Origin of the sequence: Paraburkholderia ginsengiterrae, from assembly GCF_001645125.1 — a bacterium.
Taxonomy (GTDB): Bacteria; Pseudomonadota; Gammaproteobacteria; order Burkholderiales; family Burkholderiaceae; genus Paraburkholderia; species Paraburkholderia ginsengiterrae.
Map to the genome: position 1 here is coordinate 61,116 of NZ_LXKA01000055.1, position 19,678 is coordinate 80,793.

Genomic DNA, 19,678 nt, shown 5'->3' on the forward strand with positions numbered 1-19,678 from the left:
CCCTGCCCTGCGCTATCGCCGCTGTAAAACATCGCCCGTTCGATGTTAACGCGCCTGTGGGCAATAGTTATCTTGTTTTGGAGCACTCTCCATGTACAACTTGAGAAAAAATCTGCTCATGTACGCGCTCAGTGCGGCAACTGCACTTGCAACGCAGCTCGCCTATGCCGCCGGGGGTGTTGCAGCGACACCTTCCAAGACAACCGAGCTCGATTCTCCGCCGTGGCAACAAGGTGCGAACAACGACGCAACCGAACGAGGTCTGTCGTTCACTGAGCCTGATGCGGATAACCTTGCGGATTTCCACGGCGATCCGATCCATCTCGCGCTCGCACTGTATGTCGGTGGCAACTATTTTTTTGCAATGGCTCCGCTTGTCTACGCGTTCGAAGCGCATTATCCGCAGTACAGGGGGCATGTCTATTGGGAGACTCTCCCGCCGGGGCTGCTTATCAAGCAGATAGAGTCGGGCGGCGTGGTGACCGTCGGTAACATGACGTGGACCGTCGCGCCCGATGTCTACCTTGCAGGCCTGAAAACGGTGCAGAGGGAGATCGACGCGGGCCTGCTGCAGGCGCCGGCGGTGCCTTACGTGAAGAACACGTTGACTATCATGGTGCCGAAGAACAATCCCGCGCATGTCGAAAGACTCGCGGATCTCGGCGAACCGGGTGTTCGACTCGCAATGCCAAATCCGGCGTTCGAAGGGATCGCCCGACAAATAAAAATCGCACTCGAAAACGCCGGTGGCGACGCCCTCGTCAAGGCGGTATACGACACGAAGGTCAACGACGGCTCAACGACACTCACCCACATCCATTACCGGCAGACACCTCTGTGGATCATGCAGGGCAAGGCCGACGCAGGCATCACGTGGCAGTCGGAGGCAGTTTTCCAGGAGCAGGCCGGGCACCCGGTGGCTCACGTCGACATCCCTGTAGCAGACAATGCGACAGCGATCTACGGCGGTGCCATCGCCAAGGGTGCATCGCATGTGCAGGCCGCGCGGCGCTGGCTCGCCTTTATCCGCTCCCCGGAAGCATTGTCGATTTTTGAACGTTACGGCTTCACACCGTTCCAGCCGGACACCACCGCGAGCACAGTCCGATTCCTTCGCCAGCAGCGTGGCCACCCGGAACAGGCCCCGGACGTCTCCAACTCAGTGCATACGAAGATTTGATTTTGCCATCTCTTCACATCATCGAATTCGCGACTGGCATGAATACTCTCAACGCTTGTGCAATCGGCGAATCTTGCACGCTAGTTACGGCGCTTCAAGGTTTATTCGGAACATAACTTGGCGCGCCTTTGCCCGGATTTTTCATTTATATATTTAGGATATCAAATTTATTATCAATATTAAATAACGCATACCACGTCGCGCAATCTTTACGCGCTCTTTCTATGCCAATCCAAAAGTGGAGAAGTAAAAATGTCAGAAAATGTTGATTCCCGCCGTCGCGGCTTCCTAGGCACTGCGGTCACGGCTCTTGCAGCTGCACAGTTCGGAATGTCAGGTTCCGCAAGGGCACAATCCAGCAATGCAGAAGGCACTCGTTTTCCCGCCGTCAAGCCGGGGACACACACATCATTCGGTCCACTCAAGCAGATCGACGCCGGCCTGCTGAACGTCGGCTACGCAGAGGCGGGTCCGGCCGACGGTCCCGTGGTGATTCTGTTACATGGCTGGCCCTACGACATTTACAGCTTCGTCGATGTCGCGCCCCTGCTAGCGTCGGCTGGGTACCGGGTGATTGTTCCGTACATGCGCGGCCATGGCACGACGCGCTTTCTTTCAGACGCTACATTCCGGAATGGCCAGCAGGCCGCTGCCGCAGTGGACGTCATCGCGCTGATGGATGCCCTGAAGATCCCGAAGGCGACCATTGCGGGCTTTGACCTGGGAGGGCGATCGGCCTGCATCATCGCAGCCCTCTGGCCCGAGCGCTGCAAGGCGCTCGTGGCAGTGAGTGGCTATCTGATCAACAACCTTGATTTCAACACAATGCCGCTGCCACCCAAAGCCGAGTATGCATGGTGGTACCAATACTACTTCGCCACCGAGCGCGGCGTAGTGGGGTACGGGAAGTATCGGCGCGAATTCGGGAAGCTCATTTGGCAGATTGCATCGCCGAAGTGGGCATTCGACGACGCGACGTTCGATCGCACAGCAACAGCCTTCGATCACCCGGACTATGTCAGTATTGTGATCCACAACTACCGGTGGAGGCAGAGCCTGGCCGCAGGCGAGCCGAAATACGACGATCTGGAAAAGCGGCTGGCGCAAGGTCCGCTCATCACCATACCCACGATCACTCTTGAAGGTGATGCCAATGGTGCACCGCACGCGGACGGCGCAGCCTATGCCGGGAAGTTTTCGGGCAAATACACCCACCGGATCATCAAGGGCGGTATCGGGCACAACCTTCCTCAGGAAGCGCCACGGGAGTTCGCCGCGGCGGTAGTCGAAGTTGACTCCTACTGAGGGGTGACGGGTCGACGGCACGTCGGGGCTTCAGTTTCCAGCCGTGTTTAGATCCTTCATCGTCCCCGCAATGCCGGGCCGTTAGCGCAGCGTCGCCGTCGCGCACTCGTTCGCGTTGCTCGCTTATCGACATGCCGGTACGAACGGTCCAGCTTGCGCGCGTCGCTCCAGAATTAGGGTGTAACCGTATTCAGGAAGGCGCGAATGGTGCCTAAACTCCACTTGGCTACCCATTGGATTCCGAACTATAAGGTCCACAGGTTCCGACTGTTCCATCCCGGGTAACCCGATCGGCCCTCCGGTCGACCAGGTCGGCGGTTTTCAGATGGTGGGAACACAATCATGAAACTTCAGCCTGACACGATGGACGGGCGGCGCCGCATAATCCTGCGCGGCATCGCGGCGGGAGGTCTAGCGGGTACGTTCGGCTCCTGGAGCGGCGCGGCCCGGGCGGAAGGAACCATCAGCTTGCCCTTTGAAGGCGGCCAGCGCGATTTCACACGTGCATTCCCGCAAAAGGGCGAAATGATCCTGCTGCGGACGCGGCCACCCTTACTGGAAACGCCTTTTTCCGTCTTCAACCAGGGGGTCTTCACCCCCAATGATCAGTTTTATGTGCGCTGGCACCTGGCCAATGTTCCGACGCAGATCGATGGCGCCGCCTTCAGGTTGAATGTTCATGGCGCCGTGAAGCAGGAACTTAGTTTGAGTCTGACCGAGCTGCTCACGAAGTTTCCCCGCGTGGAACTTGCCGCCGTCAATCAGTGTTCGGGCAACTCCAGAGGGTTCTTCGCACCACGTGTCCCCGGCGCTCAATGGGCGAACGGCGCGATGGGCAACGCGTTGTGGACCGGTGTGCGCCTGCGCGACGTTCTGGACCGGGCGGGTATCAATGCCGGTTCAGCCGCGGTTCGCTTTCATGGCCTCGACACGGGCGTCATACCCGCGACCCCGAATTTCATGAAGTCGCTGGATGTCGATCATGCCCGCGATGGCGAAGTGATGATCGCCTACGCGATGAATGGTCAGCCGCTCCCGCTCCTGAACGGATTTCCGACGCGCCTGATCGTCCCAGGCTGGTATTCGACTTACTGGGTCAAGATGCTCAGCGACATCGAAGTTCTGGCCCAACCGGACGACAACTTCTGGATGACGAAGGCTTATCTGATTCCGGATACGCCGCACGCTAGCATTGAGCCAGGGCAAACCGGCGTTCCGACGGTGCCGATCAATCGTTTGGTGCCGCGCTCCTTCATTACCAGCCTTGCGAATGATCAGCATGTTCCGGTGGGCAAGCCGCTTGCCGTCCGTGGCATCGCGTTCGGCGGCGATACCGGCGTGCGGGAGGTACATGTTTCCGCGGATGGCGGTTCAACGTGGCTGCCGGCACGCCTCGGTCACGACCACGGCAAGTACAGTTTCATTCAATGGGACGTACGCATCACGCCCAAACGTGGCCCGATGGTCTTGCAGGTCAAAGCCACCAACGCGTCCGGCATCGTGCAGCCGGCCACGGCAAACTGGAACCCCGGCGGCTTCATGCGCAACGTCATCGAGTCGGTGACGGTGGTCGGAGTCTGAGGAGCAGACTATGAGACATTCGACACTCGCGTTGCTAACCGTCGTCATGGCCGTCGGCGGGTCGCACGGCTACGCCGGCTCCCCATCGGGCCAGCCGTTGGCAACTGCCCTCACCCGCACTGTCAACGTGACGCTGCCCGATAGCCATAACGTGTTTCCGCCGGGCGAAGGCGCGGACCTTGCCAACTCCCAATGCATGATCTGCCACTCGGCGGGCATGGTCACGCGACAGCCCCCGTTGACGTTTGACGTATGGAAGTCGGAAATCAACAAGATGCGCACGGCTTACGGTGCACCGCTTCCAGAGGACCAGGTCGAAAGTCTGGCAAAGTACCTGACTGCGATCAACGGCAAGCAGCAGGGGAAGTGATGATGTTCAGGCCGATATCGCTATCGAAACGCTCACCCGTTTGAATCAAGGAGGAATACATCGTGCAAGTCTCGCGTCGTCACTTCATGATTTTTGCCGCCTCGCTGGCGTCCACTGCGGTACTCACTGACGAGGCGCGGGCTGATGCGCCCATGCTCTCCGACAGCGACCCTACCGCCCAGTCGCTAGGGTATAAACCGGACGCGACCCAGGTCGACAAGGCCAAATATGCAAAGTACCAGGCCGGCCAGGTTTGTGGGAATTGCCAGCTCTATCAGGGCAAGCCAGGGGATGCCGCCGGACCGTGTCCGATCTTTGGCGGGAAGCAGGTCAATGCCAAGGGATGGTGCAGCGCGTACGTGAAGAAAGCCTGACCGTAGTTGCCTCTTTTGCGAACCTTCTTGGAGACACATTCGCGAGGGTCGTCACGTTGCCATCCAATGTGCTACGTGAACATAGATGGGCAATTGAAAGGCATTCAACTTCCTCCTCGACGTATAACACGCTGTGAGCAGAAGGCGACCGCCGTCCACACTCCTCGGCGGCGGCCGTTGTGCTTAGAGCGACTGCACCTGTACCGGCGCGCCCGGCTTACCGGACACTTGCGGTGCGATTACGAGGTAACGACTCTTGTCGCCGGCCGAGTTTGTGCCGGGTGTGACGAGTTGACGAATTTGACCGAGTGCATTCACTATCGCAGCGCCGGCGGGGTTGGTCATGAAGTTCGCGAGCGGCTCCACATTGCCGCTGCCGTCGGGATGGTCGGCGAGGCCCAGCGTATAAGCCTGCTTCGGTTGGAGGCCGGTGACGGCGGCCTGAAGGACCTGCACGAGCCCCTGGTCGAACAGTGTCACGGTGGTCGGCGCATTCGCGGCGTCGGCTGGCTTGCCCGATGCCACGGGCACCAGCGCAAGATGAACGCTCATCCCTGCCAGCCCGAGCGGCTGCGTGTTCTGCGTACCATCACCTTGCGGCACCGCATCGGGCACATAGGTGACGGCCTGGGGTGCCTGGCCGATCGGCACGGTCGCAATCACCTTGTTGGTTAGTGTGTCGATCGCGGCCATCGCGTCAGCGTTCTCAAGGCCCACATAGACGCGGCTGCCGTCGCCCGACGGCCAGATTCCGTGCGGCAGGTTGCCGACGGGAATGGTCGCGACCTGCGAGAAGTCGTCGGTGCGGAACACCTTGATCTGATTCAGACCGCCGACCGTCACGTAGGCAAACATGCCCTTGGCGTTTTTCACGATGTTCACGTGGTTCGTGATCGGGCCGGTGTCGAGCGTCCTGATCAGTGCAAAAGGCGGGTGAGCGTCGAATACCTGCGTCTTGCCGACATCCTTGAGCGTGAACCAGACTTGCTTGCCGTCCGGTGTAGCCGCAAGGTCGGGGCAGAACGGACTCGCCTGCGTGACCTTGCCGACGATCTTGTGATCGGAGACGGAGATCACCTCCGTCTCCGGATTGAACGACGAGCACACGTAGCCGTACTTGCCGTCCGGCGAGAAGATCGTCATGCCAGGGCCGGCGGGGACAGTGATGCGCGTTTTCTCGTCATACGTCGCGCCGTCGAGCACCGCGACGTAGTTCTCGCCGCGCACTGTTACCCAGACCTCCTTGCCGTCGGGGCTAAAAAACGCCTCGTGAGGCGAGCGCCCCACGTACGTGACGTGCTTGACCGCATTCGTCTGCGTATCGATGAACGAGACCGAATTCGAACCGATCGAGACGACCGCGATCGTGCGGTGGTCCGGCGAGAAGCCCATCCCATGCACGAGCAACTGGCCTTTGTACAACGGGCTGAAATTGCCCGGCGATGGGTCGCCGAGGCGAATCAAGCCGATCAGCTTGTTGTCGGCCGGATCGATCACGGAGACGGTGTTCGAGAATTGCTCTGCCGCATAGACGCGGTCGTGATGGCTTACAGGGATGTCAGGATCGGACAACGAACCCGGGGCCTGTCCGGCGGATGCGAGTTGCGCACTGGACAGTGCGGCTGCCGTCAGCGCGGAGGTAAGGATGGACGTGCGCTTCATCACGGCTCCTGTGGTGTGTCGATCGGCATGTTCGACTGAATGCTGTGGGCCGGTTCGGGTGGCCGTTTGAAGTCTGTTGTTCGTTCATCGCACCACCTGTAGTTTTGCTCCAGGCTGAGTCCCTGCCATTAACGATCTCAGACGCTCGCGGCCGCGTGCAAGTCGCGACATCACCGTGCCAATGGGGATGTCCAGTGCGAGTGCCACATCTGCGTAGCTCATTTCCTCCAAACCCACCAACAGGACGACTTCTCGCTGCTCGGCAGGTAAGCGCTGCAGCGCATAGTCGAGATCGCGTATTTCCAGGCACCTCGCCTGATCCGCGTTCACGGCGAACTCGGCTTCCACGAAGCTTTCATCGTCCACCGAGACGTGTACGGCCCGCGCGGAACTCTTGCGAGCCTGATTGGCAAACACGTTGTGCATGATCGTAAACAGCCAGGCGCGCAGATCCGTTCCCGCCTTGAACATCTCTGTCCGGCTCAACGCGCGCTCCAAAGTGTCCTGAACCAGATCGTCGGCCAGATCGTTGTTATGTATCAACGCCCGAGCATAGCGACGCAGACGCGGCACATGCTCGATTAACTGGTCTCGGGTGTCCATTTGACATACCAATCAGTTGCTTTGTACGGCAGGCACTTTGTCCGGAACGGCAGCACACCCGTGCGATATGTAACAGAATAGGCGATTCCGGCCCGCTTCGAACGAACGGACTTCCCCTTTAAGTACCGGCTTTCAACGCTCAATCCAACATGTAACGGCCCGCGCCGGGATGCACATCTGCGCGTCGCTAACCGACCTGCCGTCAACTTCTAACGTGAACGGCATCGGTCGTACCAGCCATTCAAAGCAAATTTCCTTGCAAGACGATTACTGCCCGTAAACATGTCCCACGCTCGGAATATCCGTACTTGTGAGGTGTTTGCGTAGACATGGGCAGCATCCAAGATCGGCTTGATCATGCTGCACCGCTCACGTCGAATCGGGCTGAGTCAAGGAGAGTGACATGTCCAACGATCTGTCCAACTGGATCCTGATCGGCAGCAACGCGTACTGGGAGTACACGTTCGTGCCGTGGCTAAACAAATACGTCTATCGGCGAACGGTCGATCTTAGCGGCGTATGCATTCAATAAACCTATCGGGATGATAGGTGCCCGTCACGCAGCACCATCGCCAGTTTCCCTGCCTTGACGATGGAACCGCTAATAATCGATTCAATCCCGGAATAAGTTAAAGATGTCTGTGTTCACCCTGATACAACAACGTTGCTTTTCTTCATCATCTATTCAGGAGTTCGAAATGAAAACGCGTTCTATCATCGCCCTTTCCATCGCCATTTTTGCCACAGCAGGCATTGTGACCAGCGCGTCGGCCCAGGAAAAAACCCGCGCCGAAGTCCGTCAGGAACTGATCCAGGCAGAAAACAACGGCCTGAACTTCGTCACCGACACCTCCTACCCCGCGGTCAATCCGATCTTTGAACAACAGGTCGCCCGCCTTAAGTCGCAAGACGCGAGCGGATCCGGCGCCCCCATGGGCGGTTCGATCGCATCCGGCAACACCGCCGTCGCGGCCACCGGCTCCCATAACGCCCCGTCGGCTTGTGTCGGCCCGGTCAGTTTCTGCTCGCCGTTTTTCGGCAGCTGAAATCCCTGTCAAGGCCTGCACCAGGTGCCCTGGCCCCCATCGCTCGAAGGAGAATCGGATCATGAAGACGCTTGCTTGCCTCACACTCGCCGCCTGCGCATTCGCCGGCCCTATCACCGGTTTCGCGCAGACTGCCTCCACTCCCCTCACTCGTGCCCAGGTGCTCGCCGAACTGCTGCGACTGGAAGCGGCCGGCTACAACCCCTCCGCGGGCGACGAGGGAGACTACCCTGCAGATATCGAGGCGGCGCAAGCAAAAGTTGCCGCCGAGGACGCGCAACGATTGGCCGCCGCATCAACGGGCGGACGTGCTCAGATCGAGTCCTCGCAGGCCGGCGTGTCAACTGGTCCAGTGGCCAGTGTCGCCCCCTGACCGCACCGCTGCACGGCAAACCTGGGATTCGAACTCCGTAGTCATGCTAGATGGCTTGACCAGCATACCCAATCACGTCTCTATCGACCTCCGAGCGATGGCGACGCCATATCGAGAGAGACTCATGGAAGACCTGATCAATGCGACGATCTACCATCCGCTCGTCGTGACAATAACGAAACCCCTGACGCATCTGATGCTCAATGTCGATTTCAGTCTGGCAGGGGCATTTACCCTGGCGTGTACCTTGTCACTCCAGCTTTTCAAGGTACTGCGGGGCTATGCATACAAATAGCGGGTGTCGGGCCGTCGCTATAGCGAAAACACCAACGGACTGCCATAAACACCCGATTGATGAGTCAATGCAGCCTCAGTCCAGAACGCAAAATTCTGTCGACACGTCGGAATAGTTTCTCCAACCCGCTGTTCGCCCTTATATAGAGCACGGGAAAACCGATACCGAAGTTCGATTTTGCAAATCATCATTTTACTTAGGATTTCGAAATAAATATGGCTGTGTCGGGCCCGTCGGCTTCTGCACACCATATTTCGGCAGCTGAATACAACGCAACCGCTCACCCGCACATTCCACTGATCCAAGGAGTTCGACCATGAAAGCCTTTACTTGCCTTCTCATCGCCGCCGGTGCTCTTGCCAGCCCTGTAATCAGCTTCGCGCAAAGCAACGCCCCTCTTACCCGTGCCGAAGTCCGCGCGGATCTGATCCGCGTCGAGCAAGCGGGCTACAGACCGTCGAGTGCCGACGACGAGACCTATCCGGCGGACATTCAGGCTGCTGAAGCCAAGATTGCAGCTCAAGGCAACCAACAGATGGCAAATGATGCCGTTGGCGGCACAGCGATGTCCGGCACGTCATCCTCCGGTTCACATCTGCATCTGCCCAAGCCGACACCGTCATCGTGCGTTGGCCCGGTGAGCTACTGCAACATTTTCTTCGGCAGTTGATCGCCCGTTTAACTCGCCCGATGTTGGGTTCACTCTCGGCGGTTTCCTCCGTACAGGCATCTCTCTCGAATCGTCCTGCATGCCAATTGCGCCGTATTCGCATCACCAGCCACCAATCGCCCGTCACAGCCTGCCTTTTCGGTTGTCTGGCGATGCTCCACACCAGCTGGCACGCCAGATTGACCGGCAACGGAGCGTTCTTTTCGTGACCTCTCGGACGCAGTTTGAATAGCGCGCCGGCCACTTTCTAGCACCAGGATGTCAAACATGTCTTCAACACCGTTTTCACTCCGTCGACGTCATATTCTCGCGGCTTCAGCCTCGGTAGCCGCCGCAGGCCTGATTCCCGGATCCCTGTTCGCCGCAACCGGCGACGACAGAATCCGCCCGTTCAAGGCCAGCGTGCCGGAAGCCAGTCTTGTCGAGCTGCGCCGACGGCTCGCCGCCACGCGCTGGCCGGGCAAGGAGACGGTCAAAGACGAGTCCCAGGGTGTGGAACTGAAGCGCATGCAAGCACTTGTCCAGTACTGGGCCACCGAATATGACTGGCGCAAAGGCGAGGCAAAACTGAACGCATTGCCTATGTTCATGACCGAAATCGACGGCCTCGACATTCAGTTCATTCACGTGCGATCCCGCCACGAACATGCAATGCCGATGATCATGACCCACGGGTGGCCAGGCTCGATCTTCGAAATGTTGAAAGTCATCGCTCCGCTGACCGATCCCACCGCGCACGGAGGAAGCGCCGACGACGCATTCCACGTCGTGGTGCCGTCAATACCGGGCTTCGGCTTCTCCGGACGTCCGGAGACGACGGGCTGGGGTTCGGATCACATTGCGCGCGCCTGGGGCGAATTGATGGCCCGATTGGGCTACACCCGCTTCGTCTCGCAAGGCGGTGACTGTGGATCGGTGATTTCGCACCGCATGGCCATGCAAAATGTGAAGGGTTTGATCGGCATACACGTCAACATGCCGGCAACGGTACCTCCCGATATCGCCACATTGCTTACCCTCGGTGAGCCTGCACCGAGCAGTCTGTCTCCAACGGAGAAGGCCGCATACGACGCGCTCAATGTCTTCTATCGCGACAATGGCGGTTATGCAGCCATGATGGTGACCAGGCCGCAGACCGTTGGTTATGCCCTGGCGGATTCACCCGTTGGACAGGCGGCCTGGATGTACGACAAGATCTCTCAATGGACCTATAGCGGCGGCGTACCGGAACGGGTACTCACCCGTGATGAAATACTCGACGATATATCGCTCTACTGGCTCACAGATAGTGCGACATCCGCAGCCCAGATCTATTGGGAAGACCATTCCAACAACTTCAATGCGGTGAATATTTCCCTGCCTGCTGCGGTGTCGGTGTTCCCCGGCGAGATCTATCGCGCACCGCGAAGCTGGACGGAGCGCAGCTATCACAACCTCATTTATTTCAACGAGGTCAACAACGGTGGTCACTTCGCGGCATGGGAGCAGCCCGAGCTCTTCAGTCGCGAGGTCCGGGCTGCGTTCAGATCGCTGCGCTAATTCGCTTCCATTTCAGAAGCCGCCTTGACAAGGCCAGTAGCAACATCTGAAACCTGGGGCGGCGCAATCAGAGAGAGTTTTCAAACATGGGGTCGTTGAGTATTTGGCATTGGATGATCGTTCTCCTTATCGTGGCGCTTGTCTTTGGCACGAAGAAGCTGCGCAACATCGGCGGCGATCTGGGTAGCGCAGTCAAGGGGTTCAAGGAAGGCCTGGCCGAAGGTGAAACTACAGAAAGGCAGCGAGGGTTGCCTCATAACGACGTCGTTGACATTGAAACAAAGAACATCACGCGTTCGGGCGAATACCGGTAGGTAGCGGACCAGCTTCACGGTCCATTTCAGATCACTACGGTCCTGGCCGTACCTCTTGCCGATTTCTGGAGCTTTGATTCCATGCTGGACCTCGGGTTGACCAAAATGGCACTGATCGGCGTCGTCGCCCTCGTAGTGCTTGGACCGAAGCGCTTGCCTGGCGTTGCGCGAACGGCGGGCGCACTGTTCGGCCGCGCACAACGGTATATCGACGACGTCAAGGCGGAAATCGCCCGAGAGATTGAAGTCGACAGTGTGAGGGGGATGCTCGCCGGGATTGAGACAGCGGCGTTGGATGTCGAGAACAAGGTTCACGACGTCATGCGCCAGCAGGAAAGCGAGCTCAACGATGCATGGAAATCGGGCACGTCGACGTCGGACAGTGTGGCATGCGTCAAAGATCCAGATCTGACGCCCGCCTATGGTGATACCTCAAGTGTCCTCACGGGCATCAGCAACGCGTCGCAAACGAAACGCAGGAACTGGCGCGCCAGGCAGGCGGCTATTCCGAGCTGGTACAAGCACGCCAGAGTGCGCAAAACGAGCCTGACCTCGGGGGCGTCGCGAACGGCATGGGGTATTCCTGGGACGATGCGCCGCCGTGCGTGGTTCTTCTAATACCTTGCCACGCTTTCAGTTTGCATTGGCCCACTTTTCTTCCATCGATGATTCCTGGCGGAGGCCTGGCATGAGTAACCTGCAACACATTGGAAGCGAGCCAGTCGAAGAGACGTTGATCTCACACCTGGTCGAACTACGTAACCGGATCATCCGCGCGGGCGCCTCAGTGGTCTTCGTGTTCATCGGACTGGTCTACTGGGCCCCCAATATCTTCCGGCTGCTGGCCCATCCGCTGATGCAAAACTTGCCGCCGGACGGCAAGCTGATTGTCACCGACGTCACCGGCTCGTTCTTCGTCCCGATGAAAGTCACCATGATGGTCGCGCTCGTCATCGCACTGCCCGTCGTGCTGTACCAAATCTGGGCGTTTATCGCTCCGGGGCTTTATCGACACGAGAGAAAGCTCGTCGTGCCGCTGGTCGGCAGCAGCTACGCGCTGTTTCTGTGCGGAATGGCATTCGCGTATTTCGTTGTGTTTCCCACCATTTTTCGTGTGATGGCGCATTACAACGCCCCACTTGGGGTCGAAATGACGACGGATATCGATAAATATGTGGGTCTCGTCCTCACCATGTTTCTGGCATTTGGCGTGACGTTCGAGGTGCCGATCATCGTGGTGATCCTCGCGCGAATGGGGATCGTGACGGTGAAGAAGTTGCGCCAGATCCGGCCGTATGTGTTTGTCGGTGCATTCGCAATTTCCGCGGTGATGACGCCGCCCGATGTGTTCTCCCAGCTGATTCTCGCCTTCCCGCTGGTCATTCTCTACGAGGTCGGCATCATTGCAGCCAGGATAGGCTCACACAAAGGATAGTTGACGGCCGGATCCAAATGGTCTATCAGCTAGTCTTGGTCGAAACAACGAGTTTCGAGTTTGGATTCAAAGAGGCCGTTCATACGTGGAAGCGGGTTGGCGACCCAGCCAGACAGAGGAGAGATTCAATGCGAACCGTCTCGACATATGTCATGCAGGCACTCTTCGATCGCGGTGGCCTAAAGGCGGGATTCGAACACATCAGGAATCTGGTAATTGCCACCATCCTCATCGCGGCAGGCTTCGAAGCGGTAAAACGCTTCGATACGATCGACCTGCCTGGCTTGTCCGATCCCGTAATTGCGGGTTACGTGGTAGCTGGAACAGGATGCATACTCGTGGCGCTCAACTTTCTGGACGGGCTGCGCAAGCTATCGCGATTGCGATGGCACTATGCGCTACAGGCTGTACTGGGCATCGGCTATCTGTTCTTTTCAGTTCGAATCGTCCAGCTGATCATCTATTTCCGGTCTCACAGTTGTTAGATTTCGGCGCCCCGGCGAATGAGCATTGTGGGGTGCCCGCGGCAGGAGCGCATCAGGCAAAATACCCGTGAAAGCATCGGACCAAGGTCCTATTGCTTGTGCCAGGCCGCGTGACAAAATCGACCCAGGTCTATCGCCTGGCGTTGCGCCCTCGTCAGGTGCCGACTTTGTCACTCGTGACACCCGCGCATAGCAGATTGCGATTGACGGCAGAGTCGCTGCGTCCTGCCTAGTGCATTTTCCGGTGACCGGAGAAGAATATCGTGAACCTCGACACGCTGGAAACGCTGACGGCCGCATGCCTCGTGCTGCTGCTCGGGCGGCAAATACTGGCCCGAGCGCGAATTCTGCGCACCTACAGCATTCCGGAACCAGTCGTTGGGGGACTGCTCGTCGCGTTGCTGATCTTCGCGCTGCGCAGCCTCTCGCACATCGAGGTGCGCTTTGACACCGCCCTTCAAACGCCGCTGATGTTCGCCTTCTTTGCCACTATCGGTCTGAACGCTGATCTGGCGGCGCTGAAATCCGGCGGGCGTGCAATGATCGTCTTTCTCGGCGTCGTGGTCGGCTTGCTTGTCATGCAGGACGCGCTCGGTATCGTCCTCGCCTGGGCATTGGGGCAAGAGCGCATTCTCGGTTTGCTCGGAGCGTCGGTGACGCTCTCGGGCGGCCATGGCACAGGCGCCGCGTGGGCCAAGGTGTTCGCCGAACGTCACGGTCTCGCGGCGGCGACGGAGATCGCCATTGCTTGCGCCACCTTCGGCCTGATACTCGGTGGCTTGATCGGCGGCCCGGTCGCGCGTTTCCTGATTACGCACTATCGTCTGGTCCCCAGCCAGCAATCCGGCGACGACGCAAGCGCCGCCGGTTTCGAGCAGCCCAAGGCGGTTCGCCCGGTCACGGCGGACGCCGTCATCGAAACCATCGCGTTGATTGCGGTTTGCCTCGCCGTCGGCTCGGTGCTCGCGTCCTGGTCGAACGGCACGGCGATCGAGTTGCCCGCCTTCGTGTGGGTGCTGTTCGTAGGTGTCGTGTTGCGCAATGTGCTCGCCATACGCGGCTGGTACGCGGTTTCCGAACTCGCCGTGTCGATGCTGGGCAACGTCAGCCTCAGTCTCTTTCTCGCGATGGCGCTGATGAGCCTGCGCTTATGGGACCTGGCCTCGCTTGCGCTGCCCCTGCTCGCGATCCTGGCCATACAGTCGATCGCGATGGCTGCCTATGCGATGTTCGTGACCTTTCGCGCCATGGGCCGCAACTATGACGCGGCGGTCCTGGCCGCCGGGCATTGCGGTTTCGGCCTCGGCGCCACGCCGACCGCAATCGCCAACATGCAAGCCATCACCGAGCGGTTTGGCCCGTCCCATCTGGCATTTCTGGTCGTGCCGATGGTAGGCGCGTTCTTCATCGATATCGCTAACGCGATCGTCATCAAACTGTTCCTGCTGCTGCCGATTTATGGATAGTTTCCTGCGCTGCACTCGTGGGACGAGAACCGCATTTCATTGAGCCAGGCTCGTGCGAATGGCCGACGCGATATCGCGGCTCACTGCCGCAAGCGCACGATCGTGAGCCGCGATGAGGCCGTCATAGCCCTGACCCTGCACGGGTTCGTGTTCGAGCGAGCGTCCCGTGACAGGCACGGACTTCTTCGGCGGCCACACCGTCCACTGCGCTTCGATGGTAACCGCGTCGCCCGGCATCGAGTCGAAACGTATGACATCGACGCGCACGCGCCATGCCGGCGGCACATCGGAGCCGGTATCGAACACGCTCGTGCGTTCCGAGCCAAGCAATGCGCCCAGGTCCGCAGCGACTACGCGCGCGATATCGCCTTTCAACGGCTCGGCCCAGCGCGCGAATTCGTCGAGCGACACCTGGTTGCCGGCAACCCGCGTGACGATCTGCGGACGGTCGACCAGATCCGGAATCGTGACCGGATTGACGACGACACGAAGCGGCATGGGGCCCCCGGCGTTCGTCAACGTCGCATCCGGTTTGAGCGTGTAGAAACGTGCGGTCGGCGAGCTGCCACAACCGCCGAGTAGCGAGGCCATCAGAACGACAGCCATGAGGGAGGGGATACGCGTCACGGCTGGGTCTCCTGCGACTTTCCGCGAAGCAACGCCTCCGGATGCCGCTCCAGATAGTCTGCAAGGGTGCGGAAGGCCGCAGCCGTGCGCGCCAGTTCCTGCATCGCGTCGCTGGTGTTCTGCTGCAGCGTCGAGCCCGGCTGCAGCGCGTTGTTGGCCGTATCGAGCGCCGCATGCGCCGCTGTCAAGGTGCCCTGTGCCTGCGGGACGATCTCGGTGTCGAGATGATTGAGCAGCGCGTTCGCGCTTGCCAGCGTTTGCTGCGTATTCTTGCCGATCGCCTCGAACGGGATCGAGTTCAGTTTCGCCACGAGTTGCGTGACGTTGTCCTGCAAGCGTTGCAAGTTGCCGGGAATCGTTGGCAGCTCCGGAGGCGACGAGTCCCAGTTGACCATGGCTTTCGGCGCATCCGGGAAGAAGTCCGCAGCCAGGTACAGTTGCCCGGTCAGCAGGTTGCCGGTTCTTAGCTGGAAGCGCAAGCCCTTCTCGACAAGGCGGTCGGCGAGCGCGTGAGGGTCATTGCTCAGGCGGCCACCTGCGTTGGCCCGGTAACGGGAGGTGAAGAGTTCAGGATACAGGTTGAATTCCACAGGTATGGAAAACTTTTCGGCCTTCGGATCGAAGCGCGTATAGATCGCCGTCACTTCGCCAATCACGATGCCGCGGAAATCGACGGGTGCACCTACCGTCAGGCCACGCACCGATTCGTTGAAGTTGGCCACATACCTCACCACGATGTGGTGGTGCACCTTCATCGCCTCGGTCCGGTCCTCAAACAGCGTGAAGGTCGAGCCGCCGATTGCGACGGTCGTATCGCGCGCATCGGGCGGCGACTCGAACGCGACACCGCCGATCATGATCGATATCAGCGACTGCGTCTCGACACGCACGCCATTCGATCCCACCGTCACGTCTACGCCGCTCGCGTGCCAGAAGCGAGTGTCCCCGAGCACGAACCTGTCGTACGGCGCATTGATGAACACGCGCAGCGTTACGCCGCTGCCGTCCGGATCGAGCTTGTAGCCGGAGATCCGCCCGACCTGCAGCCGGCGGAAGAACACGGGTGAGCCGATGTCGAGTGAGCCCATGTCCGAGCTCTTCAGGATGAATTCGCGGCCGGGCACGTCGCTCTCGATCACCGGCGGGACTTCGAGCCCGATGTAGTCGCGCCGCTCGGCCTTCGAGTTTCCGAAGTCCATCCCGATGTACGAGCCGGACAGGAGCGTGCCGATCCCGGACACCGTCCCGCCCGAAATGCGCGGACGCACGACCCAGAAGCGCGTGTTCTCGACCAGCATGTCGCTCGCATCCTTATTGATGTCCGCGGTCGCGACGACACGCGTGTGGTCGGGCGTAAGCGTCACCCTCTTGATGAGGCCGATGTCGACGTTCTTGAACTTGATCTTCGTCTTGCCCGCCTCGAGCCCTTCGGCGGTTGCGAAGCTGATCGTGATCGTCGGCCCCTTGTCGATGACGGCCTTGACCGCGAGCCATCCGCCAATCAGGACCGCGAGGATCGGCACGAGCCACACGACCTGCAGGCGCCAGCGCGAGCGCGGCACGGCACGGGCGTCGGGGAGGTCAGGCTTCTGCTCGGTTCCTGGCATCGTCTTGCTCCGCTTCGTCCCACATCAGGCGTGGGTCGAACGTCATTGCGGCGAACATCGTGAGCACCACGACCGCCCCAAACGCGATCGCCGCGTTGCCGGCCTGGATCGTCGCGAGCGCCTGGAACTGCACCAGTGCGACGAGCATCGTGATCACGTAGATGTCGAGCATCGACCAGCGCCCGACAAATTCGACGATCCGGTAGATGCGCGTGCGCTCGGCGAGGTACCAGCGCGAGCGCCGCTGCGTGGAGAGCGTCAGATAGACGAGCGCCAGGATTTTCAGCATCGGCACGGCAATGCTCGCGACGAACACGACGATCGCGAGCGACCAGGAGCCCGAGGTCCACAGATACACCACGCCGGAAAGTATCGTGTCGTTCTCGGCGCCGAAGAGCGAGTTCGTGTACATCACCGGCAGCACGTTTGCCGGGATGTACATCACCATCGCGGCAATCAGGAAGGCCCAGGTGCGCGAGAGGCTCGCGGGCTTGCGCAGGTGCATCGTCGCGCCGCAGCGCGGGCAGAAGGACGCGTGCGCGTGCGCCGGCACCCTGGCGAGCAACCCGCAGTCGTGACACAGCGCGAGGCCGCATTGTGCGGCGGTGAGCGCGCCTTGCGGCAATGACTCATCAAGCGCCGGCTCCGCGTCCTTGTGCTCGACGGCGGCAACACGGGACCACAGAACGTGCGTATCGAACGCGGCACCCGCGGCCGCGAGTATCAGCATCAGCGCGCCGAACGACCACAGCGCCGGGCCCACCACCACGCTCGCGATCCGTGACAGCTTCACGAGCGCAACCAGCAAGCCGAGGATCAGCACTTCGGTCATACCCCACGGCTGGCACAGATGGCACAGCCGGAATACGAACGGCCCGCCCCAGGGCACGCGGTCGTACTTCAGCGGCACCAGCATCCACAGCATGCTCACGGTCTGCAGGATCGGCATCAGCACCGTGGTCGCGAAGACGAGGCCGGCGATCGGCCACTTGCCGTCCTGGTAAAGCACATGCACCGCGCCGAGCAGCGTCGTTTCGACGATCGTCCCGTTGACTGCCAGACCCACGATCGGATACACGTTCGAAATCGCGAATAGCACGACCGCCGCGAGCGAGAATGCGAGCGCGCGCTCGAGGCCGTTGGGGAGGTTCCGGTACAACTGCGCCCGGCAGCGCCGGCAACACAGCACGCCGCCCTCGGGCACGGGCACCTCGCGTTGCAGGAGGTCGCACTCGTGGCACGCGATGAGGTTTCCGCGGCTCATTGCGGCACCTGTGCAACGGGTGGCGGCGCGGCCGGTTGCGCCTTGGGCGGCGGCACGCTCATCTGCTCCGCCTGTACGACCCAGCCGCCGCCCATCGCCATGTAGAGGCTCACGAGGTTCGTCAGGGTCGCGGCCTGTGTCTGTGTGTATTGCAGCTCCGAGCTGAACAGATTGCGCTCGGCGTCGAGCACTTCCAGATAGCTGGTATAGCCGCCCTCGTAGCGCAGCCGCGCGAGGCGCAAATAGGTGCGCAGCGAGCCGACCTGGCGGCTCTGGATCTCCGCTTGCTGGCGCGACTTCTGCACCGCGACCAGCGCGTCGTCGACCTGCTGGAACGCCACCTGGATCGCGTTCTCGTAGGCGAACAGCGCCTCCTGCTGGCGCGCCTCGGCCTGCTTGTTCTGGCCGTAGATGTTCCCGCCGGTGAAGAGCGGCACCGTCACCGAGCCGGCGTACGACCATACCCGCGCGGGTCCGGTGAAGAGTTTCGAGAACTGCGTGCTGACGGAGCCGAAGAGCCCCGTCAGCGAGATCTGCGGAAAATACAACGCGCGCGCCGCGCCGATCAGCGCGTTTTGCGCGACCAGGTTCTGTTCGGCCTGCAGCACGTCGGGCCGGCGGTCGAGCAGGTCCGACGGCAAGCCCGCGGGCACGGACGGCGTGGTGAGATCCGCCAGTGCCCGGCCTCGCAGGATCGGCTCCGGATTGCTGCCGAGCAGCACCGAGAGCGCGTCTTCCTGCTGCGCAATCTGCTGCTCGAGCTGCGGGATGGTCGCCGCCGTGGACTCATAGTCGGACTGGCTCTGGGCGAGCTCCATCTGCGAAGTCTGGCCGAACTGCTGGCGCAGCGTGAACACGTGCACGGAGTCGGCTCGGCTCGCGGTCGTGCTTTGCGCGATCTCGAGTTGCCTGTCGAGGCTGCGCAGCACGATATACGAGGACGCGACCGACGAGACGAGCGTCAGGATCGTCGCGCGGCGGCTCTGCTCGGCCGCGTTCACATTCGCGCGCGCCGCCTCGGTCTCGCGCCGCACCTGGCCGAACAGGTCGATGTTCCAGAAGCCCGATAGGCTCCCCTGATATTCGTTGAACACCGGCGAGACGCCGGCGGGTATCGGCGTGGGCCCGACCTGAGAAGCGCGCTGGCGCGACGCGTCGAAGCCGGCGCTCGCCTGTGGGAACAGCGCCGAACGCGTGCTCACGAACTGGCCCATGAACTCGTCGACGCGCGCTGCGGCCTGCTTCACGTTGAGGTTGTTCTCGAGCGCGGTCTTCACGAGGTCGTTGAGCACCGGGTCCTGGAACTGCTCCCACCACGCCGTGTTAGCGACGTCCGCCACGTCCGCCGCGTTCGGATAGGCGTTGCGGTATGTAGCGGGCACGGCCACCTTCGGCCGTTCGTAACTGGGACCGAGCAGGCAGCCGTACAGCAACCCGAGCATCAGAAGCGGCGCGGCAAGGCGTGCATAGGCGGCGCGCATG

General features: G+C 60.5%; 22 protein-coding genes. 16 read left to right on the forward strand and 6 right to left on the reverse strand.

The window, feature by feature from the left end; all coding sequences use genetic code 11:
* Window positions 1-91: 91 nt before the first annotated feature.
* From A6V37_RS03890 to A6V37_RS03910, 5 genes are all read left to right on the forward strand, one after another.
* Complete coding sequence (locus tag A6V37_RS03890; RefSeq protein ID WP_064264888.1) at window positions 92-1,180, forward strand: substrate-binding domain-containing protein; 1,089 nt, start codon at window positions 92-94, stop codon at window positions 1,178-1,180.
* Window positions 1,181-1,432: 252 nt separating this feature from the next.
* Window positions 1,433-2,485, forward strand: a complete 1,053-nt coding sequence (locus A6V37_RS03895; RefSeq protein ID WP_064285790.1) for an alpha/beta fold hydrolase — start codon at window positions 1,433-1,435, stop codon at window positions 2,483-2,485.
* A 342-nt stretch (window positions 2,486-2,827) separates the two neighbouring features.
* Entirely contained in the window at window positions 2,828-4,066 is a 1,239-nt protein-coding gene (locus A6V37_RS03900; RefSeq protein ID WP_064264890.1) for a molybdopterin-dependent oxidoreductase, read from the forward strand.
* A gap of 10 nt (window positions 4,067-4,076) precedes the next feature.
* Window positions 4,077-4,436 carry a c-type cytochrome gene (locus A6V37_RS03905; RefSeq protein ID WP_064264891.1) on the forward strand — a complete coding sequence of 120 codons (360 nt, stop codon included), beginning with the start codon at window positions 4,077-4,079 and terminating at the stop codon, window positions 4,434-4,436.
* Window positions 4,437-4,498: 62 nt separating this feature from the next.
* Window positions 4,499-4,810 (forward strand): high-potential iron-sulfur protein, encoded by a 312-nt coding sequence (locus tag A6V37_RS03910; protein ID WP_064264892.1) that lies wholly within the window; start codon window positions 4,499-4,501, stop codon window positions 4,808-4,810.
* 183 nt (window positions 4,811-4,993) lie between these two features.
* Here A6V37_RS03910 and A6V37_RS03915 read toward each other — a convergent pair whose 3' ends face one another.
* Both A6V37_RS03915 and A6V37_RS03920 read right to left on the reverse strand, forming a co-directional pair.
* Window positions 4,994-6,472, reverse strand: a complete 1,479-nt coding sequence (locus tag A6V37_RS03915) for a YncE family protein (RefSeq protein WP_064285791.1) — start codon at window positions 6,470-6,472, stop codon at window positions 4,994-4,996.
* An 84-nt stretch (window positions 6,473-6,556) separates the two neighbouring features.
* Window positions 6,557-7,075: a sigma-70 family RNA polymerase sigma factor gene (locus A6V37_RS03920; RefSeq protein WP_064264896.1), complete on the reverse strand. Its 519-nt coding sequence runs from the start codon at window positions 7,073-7,075 to the stop codon at window positions 6,557-6,559.
* Window positions 7,076-7,478: 403 nt separating this feature from the next.
* Here A6V37_RS03920 and A6V37_RS42750 point away from each other — a divergent pair, with 403 nt between their 5' ends.
* The 11 genes from A6V37_RS42750 to gltS all read left to right on the forward strand — a co-directional run bounded on the left by A6V37_RS42750 (window position 7,479) and on the right by gltS (window position 14,698).
* The gene (locus A6V37_RS42750; protein ID WP_278185251.1) at window positions 7,479-7,607 is read left to right on the forward strand and encodes a hypothetical protein; all 129 of its coding nucleotides are present in this window, start codon (window positions 7,479-7,481) and stop codon (window positions 7,605-7,607) included.
* Window positions 7,608-7,773: 166 nt separating this feature from the next.
* Window positions 7,774-8,121 (forward strand): DUF4148 domain-containing protein, encoded by a 348-nt coding sequence (locus tag A6V37_RS03925; protein WP_064264898.1) that lies wholly within the window; start codon window positions 7,774-7,776, stop codon window positions 8,119-8,121.
* 61 nt (window positions 8,122-8,182) lie between these two features.
* Entirely contained in the window at window positions 8,183-8,494 is a 312-nt protein-coding gene (locus A6V37_RS03930; RefSeq protein ID WP_064264900.1) for a DUF4148 domain-containing protein, read from the forward strand.
* A gap of 124 nt (window positions 8,495-8,618) precedes the next feature.
* Window positions 8,619-8,789, forward strand: a complete 171-nt coding sequence (locus A6V37_RS40450; RefSeq protein WP_157447847.1) for a hypothetical protein — start codon at window positions 8,619-8,621, stop codon at window positions 8,787-8,789.
* A gap of 316 nt (window positions 8,790-9,105) precedes the next feature.
* Window positions 9,106-9,459, forward strand: coding sequence for a DUF4148 domain-containing protein (locus A6V37_RS03935; protein ID WP_064264902.1), 354 nt, complete (start codon window positions 9,106-9,108; stop codon window positions 9,457-9,459).
* A gap of 267 nt (window positions 9,460-9,726) precedes the next feature.
* On the forward strand, window positions 9,727-10,998 hold the full coding sequence (locus A6V37_RS03940) for an epoxide hydrolase family protein (RefSeq protein ID WP_064264904.1): 1,272 nt from the start codon (window positions 9,727-9,729) through the stop codon (window positions 10,996-10,998).
* 86 nt (window positions 10,999-11,084) lie between these two features.
* A complete protein-coding gene (gene tatA, locus A6V37_RS03945; protein WP_064264906.1) occupies window positions 11,085-11,312 on the forward strand; it encodes a Sec-independent protein translocase subunit TatA in 228 nt (75 codons plus the stop codon).
* Window positions 11,313-11,393: 81 nt separating this feature from the next.
* A complete protein-coding gene (gene tatB, locus A6V37_RS03950) occupies window positions 11,394-11,930 on the forward strand; it encodes a Sec-independent protein translocase protein TatB (RefSeq protein ID WP_064264908.1) in 537 nt (178 codons plus the stop codon).
* 70 nt (window positions 11,931-12,000) lie between these two features.
* Entirely contained in the window at window positions 12,001-12,747 is a 747-nt protein-coding gene (tatC, locus tag A6V37_RS03955) for a twin-arginine translocase subunit TatC (RefSeq protein WP_064264910.1), read from the forward strand.
* A gap of 128 nt (window positions 12,748-12,875) precedes the next feature.
* Window positions 12,876-13,232, forward strand: coding sequence for a hypothetical protein (locus A6V37_RS03960; protein ID WP_064265037.1), 357 nt, complete (start codon window positions 12,876-12,878; stop codon window positions 13,230-13,232).
* Window positions 13,233-13,495: 263 nt separating this feature from the next.
* Window positions 13,496-14,698: a sodium/glutamate symporter gene (gltS, locus tag A6V37_RS03965; protein WP_423213084.1), complete on the forward strand. Its 1,203-nt coding sequence runs from the start codon at window positions 13,496-13,498 to the stop codon at window positions 14,696-14,698.
* Window positions 14,699-14,734: 36 nt separating this feature from the next.
* Here gltS and A6V37_RS03970 read toward each other — a convergent pair whose 3' ends face one another.
* The 4 genes from A6V37_RS03970 to A6V37_RS03985 are packed head-to-tail and all read right to left on the reverse strand — an operon-like array spanning window position 14,735 to window position 19,677.
* Window positions 14,735-15,325 carry a PqiC family protein gene (locus tag A6V37_RS03970; protein ID WP_423213085.1) on the reverse strand — a complete coding sequence of 197 codons (591 nt, stop codon included), beginning with the start codon at window positions 15,323-15,325 and terminating at the stop codon, window positions 14,735-14,737.
* Entirely contained in the window at window positions 15,322-16,932 is a 1,611-nt protein-coding gene (locus A6V37_RS03975; protein ID WP_064264916.1) for a PqiB family protein, read from the reverse strand. The genes A6V37_RS03970 and A6V37_RS03975 overlap by 4 nt, the downstream gene beginning before the upstream one ends.
* On the reverse strand, window positions 16,907-18,196 hold the full coding sequence (locus A6V37_RS03980) for a paraquat-inducible protein A (RefSeq protein ID WP_064285792.1): 1,290 nt from the start codon (window positions 18,194-18,196) through the stop codon (window positions 16,907-16,909). Before A6V37_RS03980 ends, A6V37_RS03975 begins: the two co-directional genes overlap by 26 nt.
* Window positions 18,193-19,677 carry an efflux transporter outer membrane subunit gene (locus A6V37_RS03985; RefSeq protein ID WP_064264920.1) on the reverse strand — a complete coding sequence of 495 codons (1,485 nt, stop codon included), beginning with the start codon at window positions 19,675-19,677 and terminating at the stop codon, window positions 18,193-18,195. Before A6V37_RS03985 ends, A6V37_RS03980 begins: the two co-directional genes overlap by 4 nt.
* Between the last annotated feature and the right edge of the window lies 1 nt (window position 19,678).

What these genes read in the sequence shown, in the direction of transcription:
- A6V37_RS42750 (WP_278185251.1), top strand. Translation starts at nt 7,479, where the DNA reads ATGTCCAACGATCTGTCCAACTGGATCCTGATCGGCAGCAACGCGTAC.
- A6V37_RS03935 (WP_064264902.1), top strand. Translation starts at nt 9,106, where the DNA reads ATGAAAGCCTTTACTTGCCTTCTCATCGCCGCCGGTGCTCTTGCCAGC.
- A6V37_RS03930 (WP_064264900.1), top strand. Translation starts at nt 8,183, where the DNA reads ATGAAGACGCTTGCTTGCCTCACACTCGCCGCCTGCGCATTCGCCGGC.
- A6V37_RS03900 (WP_064264890.1), top strand. Translation starts at nt 2,828, where the DNA reads ATGAAACTTCAGCCTGACACGATGGACGGGCGGCGCCGCATAATCCTG.
- A6V37_RS03915 (WP_064285791.1), bottom strand. Translation starts at nt 6,472, where the DNA reads ATGAAGCGCACGTCCATCCTTACCTCCGCGCTGACGGCAGCCGCACTG.
- A6V37_RS03975 (WP_064264916.1), bottom strand. Translation starts at nt 16,932, where the DNA reads ATGCCAGGAACCGAGCAGAAGCCTGACCTCCCCGACGCCCGTGCCGTG.
- A6V37_RS03925 (WP_064264898.1), top strand. Translation starts at nt 7,774, where the DNA reads ATGAAAACGCGTTCTATCATCGCCCTTTCCATCGCCATTTTTGCCACA.
- A6V37_RS03890 (WP_064264888.1), top strand. Translation starts at nt 92, where the DNA reads ATGTACAACTTGAGAAAAAATCTGCTCATGTACGCGCTCAGTGCGGCA.
- tatA (WP_064264906.1), top strand. Translation starts at nt 11,085, where the DNA reads ATGGGGTCGTTGAGTATTTGGCATTGGATGATCGTTCTCCTTATCGTG.
- A6V37_RS03905 (WP_064264891.1), top strand. Translation starts at nt 4,077, where the DNA reads ATGAGACATTCGACACTCGCGTTGCTAACCGTCGTCATGGCCGTCGGC.
- A6V37_RS03960 (WP_064265037.1), top strand. Translation starts at nt 12,876, where the DNA reads ATGCGAACCGTCTCGACATATGTCATGCAGGCACTCTTCGATCGCGGT.
- A6V37_RS03985 (WP_064264920.1), bottom strand. Translation starts at nt 19,677, where the DNA reads ATGCGCGCCGCCTATGCACGCCTTGCCGCGCCGCTTCTGATGCTCGGG.
- tatC (WP_064264910.1), top strand. Translation starts at nt 12,001, where the DNA reads ATGAGTAACCTGCAACACATTGGAAGCGAGCCAGTCGAAGAGACGTTG.
- A6V37_RS03940 (WP_064264904.1), top strand. Translation starts at nt 9,727, where the DNA reads ATGTCTTCAACACCGTTTTCACTCCGTCGACGTCATATTCTCGCGGCT.
- A6V37_RS40450 (WP_157447847.1), top strand. Translation starts at nt 8,619, where the DNA reads ATGGAAGACCTGATCAATGCGACGATCTACCATCCGCTCGTCGTGACA.
- tatB (WP_064264908.1), top strand. Translation starts at nt 11,394, where the DNA reads ATGCTGGACCTCGGGTTGACCAAAATGGCACTGATCGGCGTCGTCGCC.
- A6V37_RS03920 (WP_064264896.1), bottom strand. Translation starts at nt 7,075, where the DNA reads ATGGACACCCGAGACCAGTTAATCGAGCATGTGCCGCGTCTGCGTCGC.
- A6V37_RS03895 (WP_064285790.1), top strand. Translation starts at nt 1,433, where the DNA reads ATGTCAGAAAATGTTGATTCCCGCCGTCGCGGCTTCCTAGGCACTGCG.
- A6V37_RS03980 (WP_064285792.1), bottom strand. Translation starts at nt 18,196, where the DNA reads ATGAGCCGCGGAAACCTCATCGCGTGCCACGAGTGCGACCTCCTGCAA.